Here is a 24935-nt window from a genome sequence, read left to right as displayed (position 1 = left end):
TAATGTTTAACGAAGAGCAGTTTTTTAAAGATGATAAACTTGTTATAGGTGACAGGGAGTTTACCTCAAGACTTATTGTAGGCTCAGGAAAGTACAAAGATTTTGAGGAGACAGCGAAGGCAACTGAGGCATCAGGGGCAGAGATAATAACGGTTGCCGTGAGAAGAGTGAATATAACAGATCCTGACAAGCCTAATCTTTTAGATTATATTGATACATCAAAGGTTATGATACTTCCAAATACAGCTGGATGTTACACAGCTGAGGAGGCTGTTCTTACAGCTAAACTGGCGAGGGAAGCTCTTGGTCATGGATTTGTAAAACTTGAGGTTATAGGAGACCAGAAAACATTATATCCTGATATGGTTGAGACACTGAAGGCGGCAGAAATACTCGTTAAAGAAGGGTTTACAGTTCTTCCTTATATTACTGACGATCCGATTATGGCTAAAAAGTTTGAGGATATTGGATGTGCTGCTGTAATGCCCCTCGCTGCACCTATAGGATCAGGTCTTGGGCTTCAAAATCCATACAACATAATATTTATAAAGGAAGCTGTAAATGTTCCTGTTATTGTTGATGCCGGTATAGGAACAGCATCGGATGCAGCTATAGTTATGGAACTTGGAGTTGACGGTGTTCTTATGAACACAGCCATCGCACAGGCGAAGGATCCTATAAAGATGGCTGTGGCTATGAAGTATGCTGTAAAAGCTGGTAGACTTGCATATCTCGCAGGAAGAATCCCTAAGAAGATGTATGCTTCTGCCTCTTCACCAATAGAAGGAATGATAGGAAGATAAATATAGATAAGGGGCTTTTGCCCCTTTTTTCAGGGTGAGATGTGAATGGGAGAAATAGATCAGGATTTAAAGGTAGATTTTTATTTATTTTTATATTTTTAACCGTCACGCTATTCAGTATAGACAACTTTATTCCTGTAAAAAAGATAACCATCTCACCTGTATCAGACAGATCATTCAAAAATCCATATTTCAAATACGAGATCGTTTATGGACTGAAAACATACCGATCTGGAAGTTCTCTGATCACAGAGAAGGATATACTTAACTCTCTTGAAAATACAGGAATTAACTATGTTTTTCTGACAGATAAAAAAGAGAGTATATTTGAGGGAAAGTATGGAAGATACTACATATTTGATAAAAAACTTGAGGAATGTAAAGAGATTCTCAACCCTGAAAATCTTAAGATCACACCTCTAAACTTTATCACATACATAAAATTTCTCCTCTGGTATCCATTCAACAAGGATATAGCTTACAACAACATATGGAAGCTATACTCTGAGGATATCTTCTTTAAGAACTTCAATCCAGAAAAGGATAAATGCTTTGTAGGCGGCGTTCATGGGAAAATCAGTATAAGAACCATTGATACCACATTTCCCGATCTTAAACATCAGATAATGCTTGTTAAAAATGATGTTTTCCTTGAAGAGAGACTGATTGATCAGCTATACTCTGCAAAGCTTGATCTCTATCTGAGTATGGATAGTGGAAAAGTTATAACAACTCTTTACCATGACCCTGGGCTTGAGATATATGTTAGAACTGATGAAGGATTCTTTACAGTTGGAGATCTTATAGATATACATCTTAATCCTGAGATATATATAAGTACAAAGCCTGGAAAATTTATAACAGCTGTTTATAAAAACGGAAAGGTGATAGGTTACTTTCCACCTGGAAATGTGTATATAAAACCTGAGAATCCAGGGTACTACAACATAATAGTGTTCAGTTACAGTTTTAAACTACCTTTTAATATCTTCCTGGGTTTCAGACCTGTAGCCTTTTCAAACGGCATATTCATAAAGTAAAATCTTTTCCCCCTTATTACGAAAAGATACTCAGGAGGTCAAGTTGGCAGTAATTATAATCCCTGCAAGATTAGGATCAACAAGACTTAAGAATAAACTGCTTCTGAAGGCCGGTGGAAAGCCGATAATAAAATGGACAGCGGAAAACTGCCTGAGAGTGAAAAGCGCCGAGAAGGTAATAGTAGCAACAGACAGCGAACAGATAATGGAAGTTTTTAAGGAGAGTAAAGATATAGATGTTGTTTTAACCCCTTCAGACCTTAAAAGCGGAACTGACCGTGTAGCTTTTGTTGCCCGGAACTTAAAAACAGAAAGAGTTGTGAATGTTCAGGGTGATGAACCATTAATTGATCCTGATGATATAGACAGACTTATAAGATCTTTAGACAGATCGGATGTTTCAACCTTATCATTTCCCTTAAAAGATGAAGGTGATTACCTGAACCCTAATATAGTTAAGGTTGTTACAGACAAAGATAATTACGCCCTTTACTTCTCAAGAAGCCCCATTCCATACTGCAGAGATGCGGATTTCAGTCAGATGGCCAGAACATATAAAAACATTATATTAAAACATATAGGGATATATGGGTATAAATGGGATGTTCTGATGGAATTTGCCTACAGTATGGAAGAATCCCCTATCGAGCAGATAGAAAAATTAGAACAGCTCCGACTACTGTACAACGGCTACAGGATAAAAGTAATAACGGCAAAAAAAGATACAGTTGGAATAGATACAGAGGAGGATTTTAAGTATTTTTGCAAAATAGTGGAAGAACAGGAAAATAAGGGATGAAAAAAAGTATTACAACGTTTCTGCTCAGCATTATATTAATGGTGGAGGGGGCTTTTTCACAGCAGACATTAACTGAGCTCCTAAAAGAGTATAAACAGGCCTCGGATTATGCTCAGAAAACAAGAATAGAAAGCTTAGGACACGTTCTTGTATTTACCAGGGAAGATATAGAGAGAATGCAGGCATTCACACTCGCCGATCTCCTTCAGTATCTAAAGGTTGGATGGGTAGTTCCAAACAGATTTGGCGTTGAGAACTTCTCCTTTCAGGGAACATCAACAGGTGTGAGTACATTCGTAAGGCTTTACATAAACGACCATGAGGTTAGCTCTGTTCATACCGGCAGCCCTTTTCTCACTTACGATAACTATCCATTGGATCATATAGACCATGTTGAGGTTTATTATGCATCTGGAGCAATAAGGTTAGGGGATGAACCTGCATCGGTTATTATCAAACTTTACACAAAAAAACCGGAAAGGGAGAACGCAACAACATTCAGGGGAACCGTATCAAACAAGATGGATTATGACAATACATTTATCGATGCGAGGGAGATAAAATCTCAGATATCCTACCTCGTTATGGTAAACAAAGGATATCTGAACTATGAGAACCAGTTTATAAACGGCCAGCCTATTTACAGAAATCTGTGGAAAAATTTTGCATATTTCGGTTTTAACTACTATAAAACATTTATAGAGTTTAGTTTTGCAAGAATTACAAGGAATATATTTCAGGGTCTTTCCCTTGATGCTGCACCTGAGGAAGGGAAAACAAAATCACTTGAGTATTACATCTCACTGACACATTACTTCTTAAATGACAGATCTTTAAAGGTAAATCTCACACTTGATGGTCAACACAGAAAGTACTATGAAAAAAACAGGGAAGGGATCCTCATACCAAGAGTAATAGATATAAAAGATCCTACAACGATACCTGTGGAGTATGATGAAAATGTAAAACTCTACAAGTACACTCTAAACGTAACGAAGGAGTTCAAAACCAAAGACAACCTACTCTTAACAGGATTTACAGTTAAGGATAAACATTACAACGTTGACGACAGAAGTTATAAAACATTAACAGTTTATAAAGAGAATATCAGATTTATAGATTTTGACAGGGAAACGTTAACATCATTAATACTTGAGGATCAGTACAATATAACTGATAAAAATCTTGTAATATTCAGTCTGAGAGCTGATAAATACTTCAGGAAAAATAAGAAAGATATCTCAGATTATATGGCGAAGTTAGGATTCATATCATTTCTATCTGATAGGTATATGGTTAAAACTTATATAGGAAGATCATACTTTCCCCCAACATTTTTAGATTTTGAGCTTTCAAAGGAGGATCTCAAACAGTCAAGAACAAAGTCAGCACTTATAGAGTTAGTGTATAAAAAGGATGGAAACAAACTATCAGTATTTGCAGGTTATGAGAAGGTTGAAGATCCAGTTATTCCGGATTACAAAAAAGGATACCTTGTAAATGGAAAGGATTATGAGTACTCCCTTGTTGCTTTAGAGTACAATTACAGACAGAACAACAACCTGAACCTGTCCATAGGGTACTCTAAAACATTCTCAACCATTGAACCATCTCTCCTCTCTGAAGAAACAGGATACTTCAGGATAACAGGTGAAAAAGATAAGATTAATTTTTACAGTGAACTTGTCTATAAAAAAGGATTTAAGGTTTCTTCAGTAGATATTCCTGACAGTTACAACCTTAATGCAGGTATTTCATACTTAATAAATGAAAATTTTTCTCTTAAAATAAAAGGAATTAATATTCTGAACAGAGGAGCAAAAATTCCTGTGATCCCTGTTATAGGAAATGAAGGCAGTTACGACAGTCTTGATAGAAAATATTTTATAAGTTTAGAGGTTAGCTATTAGTTATGACTGTGAGATACGTTGTTAATCTGCTTCCTGTTTTTTTTCTTGTTTTATTTAACTTTTCTATAGGAATTGAAAGGGAAAAGGAGCTTGAAGTTAAAATACTTGAAAAGATATCAACGGATATCGTAGGTAAAGATTATATAAAAGTTTATCTTATCGGATACCCAAGAGATAAGGTTCTAAAATATGGAAGGAGACTGCTCATAACTCACTCCTGTTACTCCGCTGATATTATCATAGCGAAGGAAAAAAAGAAGATCCCATGTAAAGGGAAAATCATTCTGACAACAAATTACTACCTTCTTTTAGAGTATCCTGATGCGATAGGTGCTTTTTACTGGAAAAAAGGAAGACCTCATATAGTCTTTTTAAAGGAAAGACTGGAAGAGAAAGGTATAACCCTTCCTTATGAATACGAAAAGTTTATTATAGAACTCTCTGACAGGGAAAATGATTAAGGATATTTTTAATTTAAAGGCAAAAGAGTTTTATATCGGTTTTCTTATGGTATCTATAATAATATTTGGATATATATACTCCATTATGCCTACTCTTGAGGAAACATTTCAGAAAAAACTGATAAATCTGACTGTTGAAAGTATAGAAGACCTTTCAGAGAACGTTATTGATCATATACTTAGCTTTACAGGAAATGAAGATCTCGTTGATAGTATTGTAAAAAATAGGGAACTCCTTCAGAAAACGGAAAAGCTCCTCGCCATACTGATAACAAAACATACCAAGTATGTCTATATAGTTTTCAAAAAAGGAAAGACCTACAGATATCTTGTTGACGGATCAAGGGAAGACAAGGCTATACCGGGAGAAATATTTGAGCCTCTGAGATCTGACATCTGGGATGAGGTCTTAGAAACGGGTAAGCCTAGAATAATAATGCAGAGCGGTATTGATATAATAGGATTCACATACCTTAAACCTATAATCCAGAACAATAAAGTTAAAGCCATACTGGCTATAGACTACTCGGCAAAAACGATAAAAGAGATAAAGGAGATAATAAACACAACTAAAATACTTATTGAAGGTATACTTGTAACGAGCTTCGTGTTCTTAAATATTATCATCTACGGTGCTATCAAAAATATATATCTGAGAAAAAAAGCTTACATAGACAACCTGACAAAAACTTACAACAGAAACTACCTTGAAGATATGGCATCACTACTAAATCCAGCGTCTTACCATGTAGCACTTATCGATCTTGACGATTTTAAGAAGATAAACGATACATACGGACATGATGTTGGAGATCTTGTTCTGAAAAAGATAGCTGAAACAATAAAAAGCAGCGTAAGAAAGGATGAGGATATCGTTATCAGATACGGTGGCGAGGAGTTTCTTGTACTTATAAAAGCAGGCAGGAAGGATAAAAAAGCATCCATAAACGCTGCGGAGAGATTACTGAGGGATATAAGAAACAGAAAGATAGATATAAATGGTGAGGAGATATCTGTCACAGCCTCAATAGGGCTTAATATATACACTGAGAGGAGCCATTCAATTTACGATGCGATAAAAAAATCTGATATAGCCCTTTATCAGGCAAAGGCAAATGGTAAAAACAGGATAGAGATATACTCTGAGAAGAGAGCTGATCAGAGCGGTTATATAACAATAGGTGAGATACAGAGATTTCTTGAAGAGAAAAGGTTTATCTGCCACTACCAGCCTATAGTTGATCTGCATACAAACAAAACATCACATTTTGAGGCCCTTGTCAGATTCATTGATGAAGATGGAAATATTATTTATCCAAATAAGTTCATTCCTGTGATAGAAAACACATTCCTGTACTCAAGACTGACAAAATCTGTCATTGAGTACAACAGAAATATTCTCAAGAAACATAAAGACCTGAAGATCAGTATAAACCTCTCACCTTCAGACCTGTTTACAGACGCTATAATCAAGCTACTTGAGGAAGTTGCTGTGCAGGACAAGCTTTCAGACAGGCTTATACTTGAGATAATAGAGAACGAAAGTATCACATCTTACGAAAAGATGCAGAACGCCCTTTTAAGGTTAAAATCTTTCGGTTATAAAATAGGTATAGATGACTTTGGTTCAGGTTACTCAAACTTTATATACCTTATAACACTTGATGTTGACTTTCTTAAAATAGATGCAAACATAATAAAATCAATCCATAAAGACAGAATATCCTATATCGTCACAGAGACGATAAACAACTTCTGCAAGAAAACAGATATTAAAACGATAGCTGAGTATGTAGAAAATGAAGATATATACAGGATGGTAAAAAGTCTGGGTATTGATTACGGTCAGGGTTACTACTTCAGCAGACCTGTTCCTCTGGAAGAGATCTTAAAACAGGAATGACCTTTACCTTTACAGATTTAAACCTTGCTGTTTTTACATAACTGTCCGATTCATCACCAAAAAGAAAGTTAATTCTGCTTTCCGGATGGTGGAATGATACAAAGGCTGTTCCCTTTTTTATATCTCCAGAATAGACAACCTTCAAAGGTGCTGACTCCCCATAATCAGACCTGAGTATAACCCTTTCAGCATTATTAAATCTATCCCTGTCATCTAAGCTCAGAAGTAATACATCCTCACTGTTTTTACCGATAAGAGATCCGCATCTCTTTGTCTGGACAGCATTGTTATAATGTATCCCTATCCTTCCAGTGGTAAGATAGACAAAATCGTTACCCTCAATCAGATCCTTTACCATTCCCCTGTACTCCCACTGGTTATACCGGAAATAACCGTAACCATCTGGTGTTCTGAATCTATCTTTGTGGAGAATTTCCGTCCCTTCCTTTTTAACAGGCCACTGTATCCCTTCAAGCCTTCTCTCTTTCAGCTTTCTGTATGTTGCACCTGAGAACCTCTCATTTGCAACCTTTCTTACCTCATTCCACACATCTTCAGAGGATCTGTAGTAAACATCAAATCCCAGCTCAAAAGCTATATCTCTCAGTATCTCCCAGTCATCTGGAAGATCACTTGCAACAACCGGCTGTGAGAGGTGGAGCCTTCTCTCAGCATTTATATAAACACCTTCCTTCTCATAGGCTGACTTTACACCAAAGACGATATCAGCAAAACCTGTTATCTCATTCGGGAAAAGCTCGTGAACAACAAGAAACTCAAGCTCCTTTAAAGCTCTGTGTATCTTGTTCTGGTTAGGATGTATATGGGCTATATCCTCACCTATGTTGTATAAAGCCTTAATCTTTCCCTCAAGTATCCCGTCAATTATATCAGGGGTCATAAGACCTATCTCATCTGGCTCCTTATAATCAGGATCAAAATATGGGAGGCATCCCATATCGCATGTTCCCTGAACGTTGTTCTGGCCTCTAAGGGGCATAAGACCAGCTCCTTCTTTCCCTATATTCCCCGTTAAAAGGGCTAGATCTGATATGGCCATAACAGCCTTACTTCCATCTGTATGCTCGGTAACACCAAGTCCCCAGAGGATCAATGATCTTTTTGTCGCATACTCCCTTGCTATATCCCTTATCATATCAGAAAGATACTCATACCCTTTCACAGTTTTGAAGAAGTCAGGATCGGCGTAAGGGTCGTTAAGAATTTTATCCCTGTACTCCTCAAAACCTTTTGTTCTTTTCCTTATAAAATCCAAATTATAAAGCTCTTCCTCTAAAATAACCTGGGCTATCATATTTAAAACCATCAGGTTTGTCTCAAAAGGGATTATACAGTTGTACTTTGCTATCCTTGAAAGCTTTATATTCCTAACATCTATTACAGCTATATCTGTTCCCTTTTTAACAACATCAAATATCCTGTTTGCAACTATAGGGTGAGCTTCTGTTGTATTTGATCCTATAACTATAATAAACTCAGCTTTATAAATATCATCAAAAGGGTTTGTTGCTGCACCTTCCCCAATTGTTGCTCTCATTCCCTTTAAAGATGGTGAATGACAGACCCTTGCACAGTTATCAATATGTGGTGAGCCTATATACTTTCTTATAAATTTCTGAAACAGATAGCTGCTCTCACAGCTCGTTCTTGCACCACCTATACCCGCTATAGAATGGGGGCCGTAAAGATTTTTAATATCCTGAAGCTTCCAGGCTGTTATCTCAACGGCAAGAGTAAGATCAGACTCGTAAAAATCACTATCAAGATCTGTAAGTGTGTTCAGTTTTCTCTTTATCTTCTCCGGAAACCTGTCTATATTTTTCTCAATAAAAGATTTTCTTATCCAGGGTTTTTTTATCCTGTCTGGAGAGTAGAGATACTCCCATCCTTTTCTTCCCTTTATACAGAGCTTTCCCTGACTTACCAGACCCTCTTTTTTTGCAAAAGCTTTCTTAATCCTTCCATTCTCAATCTCAAATGATATATCACAGCCAACACCACAGTATGTACAGACAGTATCAATAATCATACTTTCTCCAAAATTCGTGATTTCAGAAATATTATCTCACAATGGAATAGATTTTCAGTGATATAAATTATGGAATTTCAGGATATCTTTATAAGATTCTGGACTTCTTTTTTCCTGAGCTGACCGCATGCAGCTGATATATCGCTACCTTTACTCCATCTCACAAACGCTCCTATATTGTACTGCCAGAGTATCTTATGGAACTGATCCACCCTTTCCTTCTCAGGTCTTTCAAAATCAGAACCTGGGTATGGATTAAAAGGTATGAGGTTTACCTTATATCTCTTCTTGTTCTTCCCTATAAGCCTCGCAAGTCTGTGGGCATCCTCAGGTCTGTCATTAATATCCTTAATAAGGACATACTCAAGCATTATTCTGAAGCCTGTTTTCACAGGTAATCTGTTCAATGTTTTCATAAGATCTTCCAGACTGTTCGTCTCAGATATCGGCATTATTCTTTCTCTTGTTTTCTGATCTGAGGCGTTAAGTGAAACAGCGAGTCTTACCTGTGGAAATGAAGGATCATCATACATCTTTTTGATCTGGTGGATTATACCGCTTGAAGATATCGTTATCTTCCTGTTTGAAAGACCTAACATCCTGTCATCAGTGAGTATCTGGACTGATCTTTTTACATTCTCATAGTTTGCAAGTGGCTCACCCATTCCCATATAAACAACATTTGATATTCTGTTTTCAGGACCTACAAATATCTGTGACTGAATATACTGGTCAACGATCTCAGCTGTTGTCAGATTTCTTATAAGACCGTCCTTTGTTGTAAAACAGAACTTACATCCAACAGCACAACCTACCTGGGTTGATACACACAGTGTGTTATGTCCCCTTTCAGGTATAAAAACAGACTCTACTGTATGACCGTCCTCAAGCCGCCATAAGAACTTTATACTCCCATCCTGTGAGGATCTTTCAAATGTAACAAGTTCTAAAACGTTAAGCTTTGTGTTTTCCTTTAGGTAATTTCTTACTTCCTTTGAGAGATCCGTCATCTCATCATAGGAGTTTACCTTCTTGTTGTATATCCATTTAGCTATCTGCTTTGCTCTGAACTTTTTCCAGCCCTGATCTTTAACCCATCTCTCAAGCTGATTGTAGTTAAGATCCTTAATACTGATCATTTATCTTCTCTATACTCTGTATTTTTTCTTAAGATTTTCCTCAAGTCTGTTCATCAGGTCTGGATTTGTATCCAGAATATTTTTAACCTGCTGAACATCCTTGTCTCCTCTACCTGAAAGGTTTATAACAACTATTCCCTCTTTACCTATCTCCTTCGCTATCTCAACAGCCTTTATAACAGCGTGTGAGCTTTCAAGGGCAGGTATGATACCTTCCGTTCTTGAAAGTAACATAAAACCTTCAAGGGCTTCCTCATCTGTTGCTGTTATATACTCTGCCCTTCCGATCTCTTTAAGATATGCATGTTCTGGTCCAACGCCAGGGTAATCAAGTCCAGCTGATATTGAGTGCGTATGCTCTATCTGTCCCCACTCATCCTGAAGGAAGTATGTCTTCATACCGTGGAGAACACCTACAGATCCTCCATTTATACTTGCAGCATGCTGACCTGTCTCTATACCGTAACCTGCAGCCTCAACACCAACAAGCCTTACATTCTCATCCTGTATAAACGGATAAAACATCCCTATTGCGTTACTTCCACCACCGACACATGCAACTACAGCATCAGGAAGTCTTCCTTCAATCTCCATTATCTGCTCTCTGGTTTCTCTTCCTATAACAGACTGGAAATCTCTAACAATAACAGGAAATGGATGAGGTCCAAGGGCAGAACCTATAACATAATGTGTAGTTCTAACATTTGTTACCCAGTCTCTCAATGCCTCATTAACAGCATCTTTCAGCGTTCTACTTCCAGACTTTACAATCTCAACCTTTGCACCGAGAAGTCTCATTCTGAAAACATTTAATGCCTGTCTCTCTGCATCCTCTTCACCCATATAAACTACACATTCCAGACCAAAAAGGGATGCAGCTGTTGCTGTGGAGACACCGTGCTGACCAGCTCCTGTCTCGGCTATTATCCTTCTCTTTCCAAGCTTTTTGGTTAAAAGGACCTGTCCAAGTGTGTTATTTATCTTGTGGGCTCCTGTATGTAAAAGATCTTCCCTTTTCAGATATATCTTTGCCCCACCTACAGCCTCAGTAAGTCTGTGGGCGTAGTAAAGTATAGTAGGCCTTCCCGCATACTCCTGAAGGTAGTAAACAAGCTCCCTCTGGAAATCACCATCATTTTTAATTCTCTCATACTGCTCCTCAAGCTCCTCTAGAGCTGGTATCAATGTCTCAGGTAAAAACTTACCTCCAAACTGACCGTAGTAGCCTCTCTCATCAGGAAATCTATACTCCATAAGTTATCTCCTTAATCTGTATCAAAGATAAAATTATCATTATTATCTATCATTTTTTCAGGTGTATCTATCTTATTTTTCATGTCAGGTATATCAAATATCTCCTTGATCTGGTCTATCTTAGAGTTTTCAACAACAAGGTTACCGTCACAATCAACCTCAGGCTCTGTACCAATAATAAACAGTATCTCCTCACCTGGACAGTGATCATTCGCAACAAGTCTTGTCTCAGGATCAATAGGAACATAGGCTACACCTTCAGGTAGCTGAAAATCAGATATCTCTTCATCTGTGTGTGCTGTTGCCATAAAATCTATCCATATAGGAAGTGCAGCTTTAGCTCCTGTCATCTTCCATCCTATCTTTTTCTTTGTATCATAACCAACCCACACAACTGTTGTAAGCTTTGGGGAGAATCCTGCAAACCAGGCGTCTGTATAATCATCCGTAGTTCCCGTTTTTCCCGCAACAGGAAATCCAAGAACCTTCGCCTTTCTACCTGTCCCCTCTTTTACAACAGCCTTCAGAAGATCAACCATAACAGCGTTTTCTTCCTCCGGGATTATATAAACACAGTCCTTTTCATGCTGGTAAAGAACATTTCCTGAAAAATCCTCAACCCTTTCTATAAAGTAAGGCTCACATCTCATCCCACCGTTTGCAAAAACCGAGTAAACTGTTGCAAGCTCAAGTGGTGATATATCGGCACTTCCAAGAACAAGGGATGGAACTTTCGGAAGTTTTGTCTTTATACCCATCTGGTAGGCGAGAGAGATAACCGGGTTATAACCTACATCAAGAAATAGATTTACAGATGCAGCGTTCAGACTGTGTGAAAGCGCATACCTTAATGTAACTTCGCCATGATACTCTCTGTCGTAATTTTCAGGTATCCATTCCTCAAACCTATCAGGATCCCATATAGCCACAGGTTCATCGTTCAATAGTGATATCTGCGTGTATCCTTTCAGTATGGCTGCTGTATAAACTATAGGCTTGAATGCTGAACCTGGCTGTCTTTTTGCCTGAACAGCCCTGTTAAACTTCGTTTTCAGAAAATCATAACCACCGACTATAGCCCTTATAGCTCCAGTAGTATGATCTATAGCTACTATAGCCCCCTCTAAATATGGAACGAACTCAAACCTTTCCCCGTCAATATATCTTACATATACAGGAATTCCTTTCTTGGCATTTCTAAGCCTTCCCTGAAAAATAAAATAACCTTTATGATCCTTAACTTTTATATACACTTTTTTCCTTACAATCCTATCTATAATTCCAACATATATATGATTCTTAATGAGCTTATCAGCGGACTGTTCCTCATATTCTTCCATAAGTCTTTTTATCTCGTCCTCTTTAAGTCTGGGAAAACCTACCATACTCTGAAGATTTTCAAGATGATCCTTTATAACGTAATGGGCATTTCTCAGAAGATCTTTATCTACCGTTGTGTATATCTTGTATCCACCTTTATATAGCTCGTCAACACCGTACCTTGAAGCAAACCACTGTCTCACCATCTCTGTAAAGTAATCCTTAATATCAATATCCTCCTCATCAACCTCTCTTAAAGTTATAGGCTGTTCAAAGCATCTTCTTGCCGTATTTATATCTATATACCCTTCCTCAAGCATACTCTGTAGAACAGCGTCTCTCCTCTCAGTTGCACCTTCAATATTTTTGTACGGATCATACCTGCTTGGAGCTTTTGGAAGACCTGCTAAAACAGCGGCCTCACAGACGTCAAGCTCCCACACATGTTTACCAAAATATACCTGTGATGCAGACTCAACACCGTAAGCTCCGTGACCGAGGTATATCTGATTAAGATACATCTCTAGTATCTTATCCTTTGGATACACCCTGTTCAGTCTTATGGCTAAGATCATCTCTTTAACTTTCCGTGATAGGCTCCTCTCTGGAGTCAGGAAAAGATTTTTAATAAGCTGTTGGGATATTGTACTTCCCCCTGCAACAATCCTCCCTGAAAGAAGATTCATCACAGCGGCTCTCATTATCCCTATAGGATCAATCCCTATATTGTCGTAAAATGTTCTATCCTCAATAGCTATAAAAGCATTTTTAACATAATCAGGAATTTTATCTATAGGTACATACTGTCTCCTCTGGATATAAAACTCCGTCAGTATAGATCCATCAGATGCGTAAACCTTTGTGACCTGACTTGGTTTCCAGTACTCAAGATTTCTCACATCGGGGAGATTTCTGCTGTTTACCCAGACAATAAAAAAGGCAGAGACGGAGAAAAACAGGAGAAACCCTAAAAATCCATAGATTATTACCTTTTTTAACAAGACCACCACCTTTTTCTATGCTGACTAATAGATTATATCAAACTAATTAATATTGAACTTTTTAAGAAAACTGCAATATTATAGAGATTTATGAAGCCCCTTGAGTATTACATAAAGAAGGAACTTTCAGACTTTATAGTAGAGGAGGTTTTTGATAAGGAAATAAAGGAAAAAGGAGATTACCAGATCTTTATACTGACAAAATCAAACCTGTCAACAATTCAGGTTGTAAGATTTTTAGCATCATTTTACAGATTAAAGCCTTCAGATATAGGGTTTGCAGGCCTGAAGGACAGATTTGCTATAACAAAACAGTATCTATCTTTCCCATCAGATATAAATATCCCTGAAAGAGTGGTTTTTCAGTTAAGAAATGGAAAATGGGAAAAAACAGACAATGTGGATTTTAGCAGATCAACAGCTTTCAGTCTTGAGAAGATAGGATACTCGGACAGTCCTATAAAACTCGGTGATAACAGGGGAAACCTTTTCAGTATAAAAATACACAATCTTAACAGAGAAATGAGAAGGCTGTTTTATGAGAACTTAGACAGGGCAAAGATTTACGGCTTCCCAAACTACTTTGGAGAACAGAGGTTTGGAAGTGTAAAAGGAAGAAATGACTTTATATTTCTGTATCTTCTGAAAGGTGAAACGGAAAAGGCATTAAAACTTTACTTCTCAATAAAAGGAAGTGTAAAAAACTGGGGGAACTGGGAAAAACTTTACAGAGACCTCAGGGGTGTTCTTGAAAATTACGAGAGGGATCTTATACTGGGACTGAAAAGAGGTCTTTCCTTTGAAAAAGCTGTAAGAATTCTCCCAAAAAATATAAGGCTGATGTTCAATTTTGCATTCCAGTCTTATCTGTGGAATGAGTATCTGAGAAGGTATATTGAAAAAAAGTACCCATACAAAAGAGTTCCATTCATCCATAACTGGTATCTGTCTTACTATATTGAGTTATATGATCTGGAATACATGAAAGATCTTAAAATACCTTATCTTAACAGGGATTACAGAACAGAGGACGATCTCCTGAAGGGTATAATAGAGAAGACTCTTGAAGAGAAAGGGATAAGGGAAGAGCATTACGGAAAGGAGATCGCCGGTATAAAAGTTCTTACAGATGGTGAGAGACCTGCTATAACTTTTCCACAGGATATAAGGATAACAGATAAAACAAAAAAAAGTCTCAGAATAAATTTCTTTCTACCTACAGGCTCATACGCAACAGTATTTCTAAGAGCATTACTGTATTAAGTTGTTAAAGGGTATCCATATAAGGTAAAATAATTATGTTGTAACTACTAAAGGAAGCAGGTAGATGACTGATAATAAAAACTTTCTTACCTTTCAGGAGATTATACAGAGGCTGCAAAAATTCTGGACGGATAAGGGATGTATTTTATGGCAGCCTTACGATATAGAGGTTGGCGCAGGGACTATGAACCCTGCAACATTCCTCAGAACACTTGGACCTGAGGAATGGAATGTGTGCTATGTAGAGCCGTCCAGAAGACCTAAAGATGGAAGATACGGTGAAAACCCAAACAGATTACAGCATTACTACCAGTTTCAGGTTATACTGAAGCCTTCACCTGAAAACCCTCAGGAGCTTTATCTTCAGAGTCTTGAGGCTTTAGGTATAGATCTTTCGCAGCATGATATAAGGTTTGTTGAAGATGACTGGGAAAGTCCCACACTTGGAGCCTGGGGTCTCGGATGGGAAGTATGGCTTGATGGTATGGAGATTACCCAGTTCACATACTTTCAGCAGGTTGGAAGCTTAGATCTTCCCGTTATAAGTGTTGAGATAACATACGGTCTCGAGAGGATAGCAACATACCTTCAGGGTGTTGATAGTGTTTATGATATCGTCTGGGCTGAAGGTCTAACATACGGCGATATATACAGAGAATCAGAGAGACAGTGGTCTGTATACAATTTTGAGGAAGCAGATACAGATATGCTTTTCAAAACATTTGATATGTATGAAAAGGAAGGATTTAAGCTGATACAGAAAAATCTCCCAATTCCAGCCTACGATTACGCTCTTAAATGCTCACACATATTCAACCTTTTAGATGCGAGAGGAGCTCTCTCTGTAAATGAAAGGGCAAGATTTATAGGTAGGGTGAGGGATCTTGCAAGGGAGTGTGCTAAAGGGTTTGTAAAACACAGGGAAGAGCTTGGATTTCCAATGATAAAAAAGAAGAAGGTAGAGGCATAAATGAAAAAATACCTGCTTGAGATCGGCTGTGAGGAACTTCCTCCTAAAGCTGTTGATACAGCCATATCCTATTTTAAAGAAAGACTTGAAGGACTCTTTGAAAATTTTTTTGAGTACAGAACGGAAGAGAATATATCTGTTTTTGGAACACCGAGAAGGATAGGATTTATCCTCAGTAATCTAAGAGAGAAAGAACCTTCTGAAGAAAAAACCATTTTAGGACCTCCTGCTAAGGTAGGTATAGATGAAAAAGGGAATTTTACAAAAGCAGCTCTTGCATTCGCCTCAAAAAACAACATTCCTGTTGAACAGCTCAAGATCATTGAGAATGAGAAGGGAAGATATATAGGGGCAACATTAATAAAAGAAGGAAAGGATATAAGAACCTTTATTCAGGAAGTTATCCCTGATCTTATAACAAAGATACCTTTCCCAAAACTTATGAGATGGAATGAGACAGGTTTCAGATTCTCAAGACCTGTAAGATGGATAGTATCTCTCCTTGATAATGAGGTCGTATCCTTCTCTATAGCAGGAATAGATGCTGATAGATACACACATCTCCACAGATTTATGACAACTCCCACAGGTAGAGGGGAAAGAAAAAAAATACCAGATGTTGATTCATACTTCCAGATAATGAAGCTTGGATTTATAATACCTAAATACGAGGAGAGGAAAGAGGCTGTAAAAACCCAGCTAACAGGGTTTGCAAACTCTATAAATGCAGAGCCTGTTATTGATGAGGATCTCTTAGATGAGGTTACAAACCTTACAGAGTTTCCTGTGGGGATACTTGGTGATTTCTCTCCAGAATACCTGATACTTCCTAAGGAAGTCATTATCACTGTATGTAAAGTCCACCAGAGATACTTCAACTTTGAGAAAGATGGGAAGCTGATCCCTAAATTCCTAGCCTTTTCCAATACAGCTGTAAAAGACAGGGAGAAGGTTAAATCTGGCTATGAAAAGGTTCTGAAAGCAAGACTTGAAGATGCTTTATTCTTCTACGAGGAAGATCTGAAACACAATCTTGAAGATTTCTATCCACAGCTTGAAGGAATACAGTTTCACCACAAGCTAGGCTCAATGCTTGATAAGGTAAAGAGAAACGGAGAGATAGCTGTTTTACTGAGCAGAGAGCTTAATTTTGAGAATCTGAAAGATCTTCTTAGGGCAAACAAGCTGTCAAAATGTGATCTTTTAACAGAGATGGTTAAAGAGTTTGACGAGCTTCAGGGAATTATGGGAATGCATTACGCATTAAAACAGGGAGAAAAAGAAGAGGTTGCAAAGGCTATATACGAACACTATCTTCCAAAGACATCTGATGACCAGCTCCCTGAAACAGATATAGGAACACTTTTATCACTTTCAGATAAACTCGACACAGTTATATCATTTATATCAATAGGTGAAAAACCAAAGGCCACAGCAGATCCTTTCGGTATAAGAAGAAACAGTATAGGTATTGTGAGAATCCTTGTTGAAAAAGGTATTGACCTTGATCTCAAAAAGCTCCTACAGGATATATCAAGGGAAGCAAGAAAGGTAAAGATACTCAGACTTGCTGATATAGAAAAGGAATGGGAAATAATATTTGATGAGAGAACGATCCCTGAGATATTAGATTTTATAGAGGGAAGATTTATAGCGTACATGAAAGATAAAGGTTTTGATACGGATATTATTAACTCTGTTGTTTCTGTTGACAGCTATAATCTGTACAGAAACTACCTGAAGATTAAAAGCATACAGGAGCTTAAAAAGAATCCAGAGTTTACAGATATAATGACAGTATTCAAAAGGGTAGGAAGAATAATACCTGAAGAGTTTGAGGAGCATTTCAACCCTGACACACTTGTTCAGGATGAAGAGAAGGAGCTTTACAGAAAATATACAGAGGTAAACAAGATCTTTTCAAAGGATGTTGAGGACAGAAGATACACAGAAGCACTTAATGAGCTTTTAAAGATGAAACCTTTTATTGACAAATTCTTTGATAATGTTATGGTGATGACAGAGGATAAAAAACTGAGGGAAAACAGGCTTTCACTTATGAAGCTTATAAACAACATGTTTAGAAAAATCGCAGATTTTACTAAAATAACAACTTAATAGATAAGACAGGAGGATATACTATGTCCAAAAACAAACTTGTTGTCTGGCTTGATGAAGTCGGAATAGAGGATGTGGAGCTTGTCGGAGGAAAGAATGCATCCCTCGGAGAGATGATCAAAGGTCTCTCTCCAAAAGGAATAAAAATTCCAATGGGATTTGTTGTAACAGCTGAAGCATATAGATATTTCATAAGGTACAACAATCTTGCTGAAAAGATAAAAGAAGCCTTAAAAGGCCTTGATCCAAATGATGTTTTTGATCTCCAGAAAAGAGGTCTGACAGTCAGGGAGATGATCAAAGGTGGTGAGTTCCCTGAAGACCTGAAGAAAACAATAATAGAGTACTATGAAAAACTCAGTGAGATGTACAAAAGACACAGGGTTGATGTTGCGGTTCGTTCATCAGCAACTGCAGAAGACCTGCCGGACGCATCTTTTGCTGGACAGCAGGAAACATACCTGAATATAAAAGGTGATGAGACATTACTTACAGCCATAAAGAACTGTTTTGCATCCCTATTCACAGACAGAGCTATATCATACAGAGAATCCTTTGGTTTTGATCATTTTGCTATAGGACTGGCTGTAGGTATACAGAAAATGGTAAGATCCGACCTTGCCTCAGCAGGTGTTGGATTCTCACTTGATACAGAAAGCGGTTTTAGAGATGTTGTGCTTATAAATGGTGCTTACGGTCTTGGTGAGATGGTTGTTCAGGGTGCCATAACACCAGACGAATGGCTTGTGTTTAAGCCTACATTCAAACAGGGATACGAGGCTATTATTGAGAAGAAATTAGGAAAGAAAACTCACAAGATGGTTTACGGAACAACTGATGAAGAAAGGGTAAAGATAGTTCAGGTTCCAGAGGAGAAACAGAAGCAGTTCTGCCTTACAGATGAAGAGGTTTTAAAACTTGCCGACTGGATTATGAAGATAGAGGAGTACTACTCTGAAAAATACAACAAATGGACACCTATGGACGTTGAGTGGGCAAAGGATGGTGAGCTTGACGAGCTTTTCATAGTTCAGGCAAGACCTGAAACGATACACTCAAGGAAAGATCATTCAAAGATAACAGTTTATAAAATAATAGAACCTTATGAAGAAAGAGCTAAAAAGAGATTAGTTCAGGGAATAGCTGTAGGAGATAAGGTTGCAACAGGAAAGGTTAAACTTATGTACTCACTTGAGGATGCAAAGGATTTCAAACCTGGTGATGTTCTTGTTACTGATATGACAGATCCTGACTGGGAACCTATTATGAAACAGGCAGCTGCTATAGTTACAAACAGAGGTGGTAGAACATGTCACGCAGCTATAGTTGCAAGAGAACTTGGTGTCCCAGCTGTTGTTGGAACTGGAAATGCAACAGAGGTTCTTAAAGACGGTATGGAAGTAACAGTCTCATGTGCAGAAGGAGATGTTGGTTATGTTTACAAAGGGGTTATAGAGTATGAGGTTGAGGAGGTAGATATAAACACACTTCCAAAAACAAAAACACCAATAATGATGAACGTTGCATCTCCAGAAGGAGCATTTGATTTCTCATTCCTTCCAAATGCAGGTGTAGGACTTGCAAGGGAAGAGTTTATAATAAACAACTATATAGCCATACATCCACTTGCACTTATCAAGTTTGAAGAGATAAAAGAAAAAGATCCAGAGCTTGCACAGATAATAGAAGATAAGACCTTTGGTTACGATAATAAGGAGGAGTACTTCATAAAAAAACTGTCCTATGGGATAGCAAGGATAGCTGCAGCCTTCTATCCAAAACCTGTTATAGTAAGATTCTCAGACTTTAAATCTAACGAGTATGCGAATCTTATAGGTGGAAAGTACTTTGAACCTAAGGAAGAAAACCCAATGCTCGGATGGAGAGGAGCATCAAGATACTACTCTCCACAGTACAAAGAAGCATTCGGTCTTGAGTGTAAGGCTATATTAAGGGTTAGAAACAAGATGGGTCTTACAAACGTTAAAGTTATGGTTCCTTTCTGCAGAACACCTGAGGAAGGGAAGAAGGTTCTTGAAGTTATGGAAGAGTACGGACTGAGAAGAGGTGATAACGGACTTGAGGTTTACGTTATGTGTGAGCTTCCTTCTAACGTTGTACTTGCAGATCAGTTTTCAGAGTACTTTGACGGATTCTCAATAGGATCAAACGACCTTACACAGTTAACACTCGGACTTGACAGGGATTCATCTCTGATAGCCCATATATATGATGAGAGAAATGAGGCTGTTAAGAGACTTATAGCACAGGTTATAAAGACAGCAAAACAACATGGAAGAAAGATCGGAATATGTGGACAGGGTCCTTCCGATTATCCGGATTTTGCACAGTTCCTTGTTGAACAGGGAATAGACACAATATCAATTAACCCTGATGCGGTACTTAAAACTACTAAAGCTGTTTATGAGATAGAGAAAAAACTCGGTCTTCACGATAATTAATAAAATGGGAAGGTCTTCTTAAGCCTTCCCGTTTTTTTACCGATACTGTATATTAAATAAAAATATTTTAGAATATTCTAAGAATGTTGGGGGACTTATGAATATTTCAGAAACAGTTTTAAAACCCTTTCAGAATCTGTTCCAGAGGGAAAAGATAAGCGTAGGAATCCAGCTGGATAAAAATTTTGCCCGGGTGGCAGTCCTTGAAAAAACCGCAGGACATTTCTCAATTCCTATAATGCCTTTTGAACTATCAATTCTTGAAGATAAAGAGGAATCCGGACACCTTTTAAAAGAAGAGTTAGAAAAGAGAGACATTCATGTCAAAAATGTTGTTGTAAGTATTCCAATAAGCTCAACTCTGTTCAAAACTATAAAACTTCCAAAAATGTCCCCTAAGGAGATAGAAGAAGCTGTAGAGTGGAACATAAGGGAAGATATAAAGAGCTTAAAAGGGAAAACCATCTACGATTACGATATAATCAGCGAAGATAAAGATATGCTGACTGTTATAGTTGTTATCTCAAAAATTGAGGATATAGAGAATGTTCAGGAGATACTGGGCTATGCAGGAATGGAGGCAGATATTATAGATTCAGAGGGGATAGCCCTTTTAAATCTCGCTGAGCTGAGAAAGGAAAAAGATCCAAAACTCAAGGAAGAAAGTAACATATGTATAATTCACCTTGATTATAACGAATCATACCTTATGTTTTTCCACAATAATATCATAGTTCAGACCTTAAATTTTGATGCAAGAAGATACGAGGAGATGAATCCTGACGAAAAAGAGAATGTTGTTGACAGGCTGATAAACGAGATAAACTACTTCTTCCTCACTATAAATGAGCCGAAAGTTATCTATATATCGGGGTTATCAGGAAAATTTCCTGAGATACAGGCTTACATGCAGCTTAAATTTACAACAAGGTTTACTCTTGTAGAGCTTGAGCCTATAACTGCACTTGATATAAAACTTGAAGGAAGCACATCCATGAGTGTTTTTAATGTTCCCTTTGGATTAGCATACAGGAGATTTGATGATGATTAAGATAAATCTTAATCCTGAGAAGGTTAAAAAGAAGCTTGAACGTAGAAAGATAGGAATAGAGTTTTTAAAAACAAAAACGGTTCTGTACATAGGAATACCTGTAATACTTATAGCAGGTGAGCTTTTATACCTCACATATCTCAACGTAACGGTAAGCAAACTTCAGGAGAAAAAACAGAGACTTGCTGAAGAAAGGGCCAGATATAAAGATATAGAGCAGGAGATAAGAAGGCTCAAGAAAAAAGTTGCAGAGGCTGAGAAACTAAAAGAAGAGACCAAGCTGAAGATGGCGATCTTTGAGAAGCTCTCAAGTGAGAAAACAGACTTTATTCCTATGATTACATCAATAGCAACAAGTATGCCTGATGGGATATGGCTGAGCAGACTGGAGATCACAAGATCAAGATCTAACCTGTCAGGATTTACATTCAACCCAAGGTTTATATCTGAGTTTTACAATAATCTTTCTAAATACTATACAGACCTGAAGTTTAAATCTACAGCACGGGAAGCCGGGAAAAACGTTAGTTACTACTCCTTTAGTTTTAATATGGGGAAATGGCAGGTAGCTGAAAAAGAGAAGAAGGAATAATAACTGGAGGGTTCATGTTTTGAATTTAGAATCTTTAAAAGCCCAGTGGGCTGAGCTTCCAGAATGGCAGAAAATACTGGTGATAGTCCTTTTCTCTGTCCTATTACTGTATGGAATATATATGGTAATGATAGAAAGTAAACTTACTGAAAAGAAGAACCTTCAGGATGAGGTTCAGTCCTTACAGCTACAGGTAGAAAGACTTAAAAGGGCTGCAAGACCTGAGATAAGAAAAAAATTAGAAGAAAAGTATGTAATGGTTCAAAAGGAGATAGAGCAGCTTAATAAACAGCTTGAAAGGCTGAAAGATATAGTTCCACCACAGGAGGATATACAGTACATACTTTCATTCATATCCACATCTGTATTCAGATCAAAGATGACTCTAAACAGCTTTAAGGTTTCAAAAACTGAGGATATTTTCCTCAGATACAACAAGCTTGAAGACAGACTTGAGATACTCTCACCATCAAAAGGGAAAAAGGTCAAATCAGCTGTAAATATGAAAAGAATAGTTATCTCGCTGGATATGGTAGGTGAGGTTTCAGAACTTATAAGATTTATCAAAAATCTTTCAAAAAGCGAAAGGTATTTAAGAATAGACAAAGTTGTGATAGAAAGGGCTAAGAAGACAGGAAAGAAAAAACAGCCAGCAAATATGTTGCAGATAAGTATGGTGGTCTCAACCTACTACTTACCTGAGGGAAAATAGAATGGGAAAAATAACAGCTTTGATAATTACAGGTCTTTTATTTGCTTATACCTCGTATTCACAGGAGGATATATTTACCGGTATGGAAAACACAGTCGGGTACATAAAAGACGAAAGGGGAAATAAGTATATAGTTATTGAAACACCTGAAGGTGCTAAACTGATAAGAACAGAAAAAGATCCTGAAGAGGTTTTAGAAAGCAGTCTCGGTATATCAAAAGATGATCTTAACATAACAGGGGAGTAGAAGATGAGAAAGATAACTTTTTCAATACTGATCTTAATGATGGTTTTAACATTAAAATCCTTCGCTCAGCAGAGGGTGACCGCAGAGTTCTACGGTGCGAAACTGAGCACTTTTATAGATGTTGTTTCAAAACTATCAAATAAAAATATAGTATGGGATAAAGAAGCCCTAAAGAATAAAGACAATGCGGTGTATCTTTCAATAAGAAAACCAACATCTATAGAAACTCTGTTCAGGCTCGCATTAAAAGAAAACGGTCTTACATATGTCAGAGAAGGAAACCTTTATATAATAAAACCTGCAGAAGAAGCACTAATAACAGTATCCCCTGTTATAACAAAGTACCTTGGTAAAGAGATATTTGAGAGTTTTGTTGAACTTGTTGAGGGAAATATCTCACCTACAGGTGAGATAAAGGTATACAAAACAAGTAACGCAATATACGTAAGGGACACGAAGGAGAATGTTCAGAAGATAAAACAGTTGGTTGAGGAGTACAAAAAACCTCTACAGAGAGAAGCAGAAAAATTAGCAAGGCTTGAAGAAGAAAGAGAAGAAGAACTTAAAAAAATAAGAACAAAAAGGGCAGAGATAGAATCGCTTCTGATAAAAAAAGAGGTTGAGATACCTTACAAAGATTTTAAAGAGATAGAGGACGAGCTTGTTGAAAATCTCTCATCTTACGGAAGATACAAATACAACAAAAAAACAGGCAAACTTACTGTAATAGAGTTAAAATCAAATATATCAAAGATAAGCAAAATAATAGCAAAAGCTCAGAAGATAGATATAAAAACAAAATGTTACTATGTTAGAGCCCTCGAACCTGCAGAACTTCTTATAACAATAAAAGAAAGCTATCTCACAAAGTACGGATCTGTCATATACAAATCAAAAGAGATATCAAAAGCCCTTGGGGTTGAAAAGCAGACAACAGGTGGAACAGGTGGAACTACAGGTGGAAGTACAATATCATCATATGCAACAGAAAAGGAAAAGAATATAATTACATCTCTTCCAAAGGTGTGTATAACTGATGTTCCTGAAGTTATAGATAAGATTTATAAAGATTTTTCCGAGGTTCTGTTAAAAAGACCATACCAGATCGCTATTGAAGCCCGTATAGTCCAGATAGAATCAAGTTATAAAAGGGATCTTGGTATTCAGTGGGGATTTGCAGCATCTGGTGGTGCAGGAAATATCGGATATGGAGTAACAACAGGAACAGCAACAGGATATATGTTTGACTTTCCTGCTGGAAATGTTGATGTTGGAAAAGGTGCCTCAATGTCTATTGGTATTGTTAGAGGACTGACAACAAGCCTTGATATCCAGCTTTCAGCTCTTGAGCAGATAGGAAAATCAAGGATTTTATCAAGACCTAAGGTTATTACTATAGATGGTGAAGGTGCGGAGATATCACAGGGTATTGAGGTTCCTTACTCAACATTTGGTGCTGCAGGTGGTGCAGCTATAGCAAGGGTTCAGTTCAAAAAAGCCCTTTTAAAACTTAATGTTATCCCGAGAACAACACTTGACGGAAATATAATAATGAACATAGAGCTTACCCAGGACGTTCCTGATTTTGGAAGAGCTGTAAACGGACAGCCACCTATAAACACAAAAAGTATAACAAGTAAGGTTATAGCTAAAGACGGTACAACAATAGTTATCGGTGGAATACTTGAAAAAACAGAACAGGAAACTGAAAACGGTGTTCCAGGTCTTAGAAATGTTCCGCTCTTCGGATGGCTTTTCAAGAACAAAGGGATAAATACAACAAACAAAGAACTGTTAATATTTATAACACCAAAGATAATATATGAGTAATGGGAGGATC

The 24935-nt window shown here is 37.4% G+C and carries 19 protein-coding genes; 15 read left to right on the top strand and 4 right to left on the bottom strand.

Annotated elements, in window-relative coordinates:
* The first annotated feature begins 2 nt into the window (after positions 1-2).
* Genes PERMA_RS02900 through PERMA_RS02875 form a run of 6 tightly spaced genes read left to right on the top strand, consistent with a single transcriptional unit; the run spans position 3 to position 6916 of the window.
* Positions 3-803, top strand: coding sequence for a thiazole synthase (locus tag PERMA_RS02900; protein WP_012676507.1), 801 nt, complete (start codon positions 3-5; stop codon positions 801-803).
* Between the two features lie 41 nt (positions 804-844).
* A complete protein-coding gene (locus PERMA_RS02895; RefSeq protein WP_012676963.1) occupies positions 845-1843 on the top strand; it encodes a hypothetical protein in 999 nt (332 codons plus the stop codon).
* 43 nt (positions 1844-1886) lie between these two features.
* A complete protein-coding gene (gene kdsB, locus PERMA_RS02890; protein WP_012676102.1) occupies positions 1887-2642 on the top strand; it encodes a 3-deoxy-manno-octulosonate cytidylyltransferase in 756 nt (251 codons plus the stop codon).
* On the top strand, positions 2639-4552 hold the full coding sequence (locus PERMA_RS02885) for a TonB-dependent receptor plug domain-containing protein (protein ID WP_041530869.1): 1914 nt from the start codon (positions 2639-2641) through the stop codon (positions 4550-4552). Before kdsB ends, PERMA_RS02885 begins: the two co-directional genes overlap by 4 nt.
* Before the next feature lie 2 nt (positions 4553-4554).
* On the top strand, positions 4555-5013 hold the full coding sequence (locus PERMA_RS10465) for a hypothetical protein (protein ID WP_012676565.1): 459 nt from the start codon (positions 4555-4557) through the stop codon (positions 5011-5013).
* A complete protein-coding gene (locus PERMA_RS02875) occupies positions 5006-6916 on the top strand; it encodes a putative bifunctional diguanylate cyclase/phosphodiesterase (RefSeq protein ID WP_012676409.1) in 1911 nt (636 codons plus the stop codon). Before PERMA_RS10465 ends, PERMA_RS02875 begins: the two co-directional genes overlap by 8 nt.
* Here the strand turns inward: PERMA_RS02875 and PERMA_RS02870 are convergent.
* The 4 genes from PERMA_RS02870 to PERMA_RS02855 all read right to left on the bottom strand — a co-directional run bounded on the left by PERMA_RS02870 (position 6873) and on the right by PERMA_RS02855 (position 13686).
* Positions 6873-8966: a molybdopterin oxidoreductase family protein gene (locus PERMA_RS02870; protein ID WP_012675452.1), complete on the bottom strand. Its 2094-nt coding sequence runs from the start codon at positions 8964-8966 to the stop codon at positions 6873-6875. The two genes, PERMA_RS02875 and PERMA_RS02870, sit on opposite strands and share 44 nt — an antisense overlap.
* Before the next feature lie 77 nt (positions 8967-9043).
* Positions 9044-10105, bottom strand: coding sequence for a dual-specificity RNA methyltransferase RlmN (gene rlmN, locus PERMA_RS02865; protein ID WP_012675246.1), 1062 nt, complete (start codon positions 10103-10105; stop codon positions 9044-9046).
* A gap of 9 nt (positions 10106-10114) precedes the next feature.
* On the bottom strand, positions 10115-11359 hold the full coding sequence (gene trpB, locus PERMA_RS02860) for a tryptophan synthase subunit beta (RefSeq protein ID WP_012676076.1): 1245 nt from the start codon (positions 11357-11359) through the stop codon (positions 10115-10117).
* Between the two features lie 11 nt (positions 11360-11370).
* Positions 11371-13686, bottom strand: a complete 2316-nt coding sequence (locus PERMA_RS02855) for a penicillin-binding protein 1A (RefSeq protein WP_425480267.1) — start codon at positions 13684-13686, stop codon at positions 11371-11373.
* An 84-nt stretch (positions 13687-13770) separates the two neighbouring features.
* Between PERMA_RS02855 and truD the strand changes: the two genes are divergently transcribed.
* The 9 genes from truD to PERMA_RS02810 all read left to right on the top strand — a co-directional run bounded on the left by truD (position 13771) and on the right by PERMA_RS02810 (position 24925).
* Entirely contained in the window at positions 13771-14943 is a 1173-nt protein-coding gene (gene truD / locus PERMA_RS02850) for a tRNA pseudouridine(13) synthase TruD (RefSeq protein ID WP_012675799.1), read from the top strand.
* A gap of 64 nt (positions 14944-15007) precedes the next feature.
* Positions 15008-15913, top strand: a complete 906-nt coding sequence (locus tag PERMA_RS02845; protein ID WP_012676368.1) for a glycine--tRNA ligase subunit alpha — start codon at positions 15008-15010, stop codon at positions 15911-15913.
* Positions 15914-18031 carry a glycine--tRNA ligase subunit beta gene (gene glyS / locus PERMA_RS02840; RefSeq protein ID WP_012675285.1) on the top strand — a complete coding sequence of 706 codons (2118 nt, stop codon included), beginning with the start codon at positions 15914-15916 and terminating at the stop codon, positions 18029-18031.
* 23 nt (positions 18032-18054) lie between these two features.
* A complete protein-coding gene (gene ppsA, locus PERMA_RS02835; protein ID WP_015898947.1) occupies positions 18055-20493 on the top strand; it encodes a phosphoenolpyruvate synthase in 2439 nt (812 codons plus the stop codon).
* Positions 20494-20590: 97 nt separating this feature from the next.
* Positions 20591-21544, top strand: coding sequence for a type IV pilus biogenesis protein PilM (gene pilM / locus PERMA_RS02830; RefSeq protein WP_012675985.1), 954 nt, complete (start codon positions 20591-20593; stop codon positions 21542-21544).
* Positions 21537-22136 (top strand): PilN domain-containing protein, encoded by a 600-nt coding sequence (locus PERMA_RS02825; RefSeq protein ID WP_012675463.1) that lies wholly within the window; start codon positions 21537-21539, stop codon positions 22134-22136. The genes pilM and PERMA_RS02825 overlap by 8 nt, the downstream gene beginning before the upstream one ends.
* 19 nt (positions 22137-22155) lie before the next feature.
* Complete coding sequence (locus tag PERMA_RS02820; RefSeq protein WP_012676325.1) at positions 22156-22848, top strand: GspMb/PilO family protein; 693 nt, start codon at positions 22156-22158, stop codon at positions 22846-22848.
* Position 22849: 1 nt separating this feature from the next.
* On the top strand, positions 22850-23095 hold the full coding sequence (locus PERMA_RS02815) for a hypothetical protein (RefSeq protein ID WP_012675752.1): 246 nt from the start codon (positions 22850-22852) through the stop codon (positions 23093-23095).
* Positions 23096-23098: 3 nt separating this feature from the next.
* Positions 23099-24925, top strand: a complete 1827-nt coding sequence (locus PERMA_RS02810) for a fimbrial assembly protein PilQ (protein WP_012676869.1) — start codon at positions 23099-23101, stop codon at positions 24923-24925.
* The last annotated feature ends 10 nt before the right edge of the window (positions 24926-24935 follow it).

This window comes from Persephonella marina EX-H1, assembly GCF_000021565.1.
GTDB lineage: Bacteria > Aquificota > Aquificia > Aquificales > Hydrogenothermaceae > Persephonella > Persephonella marina.
This window is presented reverse-complemented; position numbering and strand designations above follow the sequence as displayed.

Bases quoted from the DNA above. Each gene is read 5' to 3' on its own strand.
- PERMA_RS02810 (WP_012676869.1), top strand. From the start codon at position 23,099: ATGAGAAAGATAACTTTTTCAATACTGATCTTAATGATGGTTTTAACA.
- trpB (WP_012676076.1), bottom strand. From the start codon at position 11,359: ATGGAGTATAGATTTCCTGATGAGAGAGGCTACTACGGTCAGTTTGGA.
- PERMA_RS02900 (WP_012676507.1), top strand. From the start codon at position 3: ATGTTTAACGAAGAGCAGTTTTTTAAAGATGATAAACTTGTTATAGGT.
- rlmN (WP_012675246.1), bottom strand. From the start codon at position 10,105: ATGATCAGTATTAAGGATCTTAACTACAATCAGCTTGAGAGATGGGTT.
- PERMA_RS02870 (WP_012675452.1), bottom strand. From the start codon at position 8,966: ATGATTATTGATACTGTCTGTACATACTGTGGTGTTGGCTGTGATATA.
- ppsA (WP_015898947.1), top strand. From the start codon at position 18,055: ATGTCCAAAAACAAACTTGTTGTCTGGCTTGATGAAGTCGGAATAGAG.
- truD (WP_012675799.1), top strand. From the start codon at position 13,771: ATGAAGCCCCTTGAGTATTACATAAAGAAGGAACTTTCAGACTTTATA.
- pilM (WP_012675985.1), top strand. From the start codon at position 20,591: ATGAATATTTCAGAAACAGTTTTAAAACCCTTTCAGAATCTGTTCCAG.
- PERMA_RS02825 (WP_012675463.1), top strand. From the start codon at position 21,537: ATGATTAAGATAAATCTTAATCCTGAGAAGGTTAAAAAGAAGCTTGAA.
- PERMA_RS02875 (WP_012676409.1), top strand. From the start codon at position 5,006: ATGATTAAGGATATTTTTAATTTAAAGGCAAAAGAGTTTTATATCGGT.
- PERMA_RS10465 (WP_012676565.1), top strand. From the start codon at position 4,555: ATGACTGTGAGATACGTTGTTAATCTGCTTCCTGTTTTTTTTCTTGTT.
- PERMA_RS02815 (WP_012675752.1), top strand. From the start codon at position 22,850: ATGGGAAAAATAACAGCTTTGATAATTACAGGTCTTTTATTTGCTTAT.
- glyS (WP_012675285.1), top strand. From the start codon at position 15,914: ATGAAAAAATACCTGCTTGAGATCGGCTGTGAGGAACTTCCTCCTAAA.
- PERMA_RS02885 (WP_041530869.1), top strand. From the start codon at position 2,639: ATGAAAAAAAGTATTACAACGTTTCTGCTCAGCATTATATTAATGGTG.
- PERMA_RS02845 (WP_012676368.1), top strand. From the start codon at position 15,008: ATGACTGATAATAAAAACTTTCTTACCTTTCAGGAGATTATACAGAGG.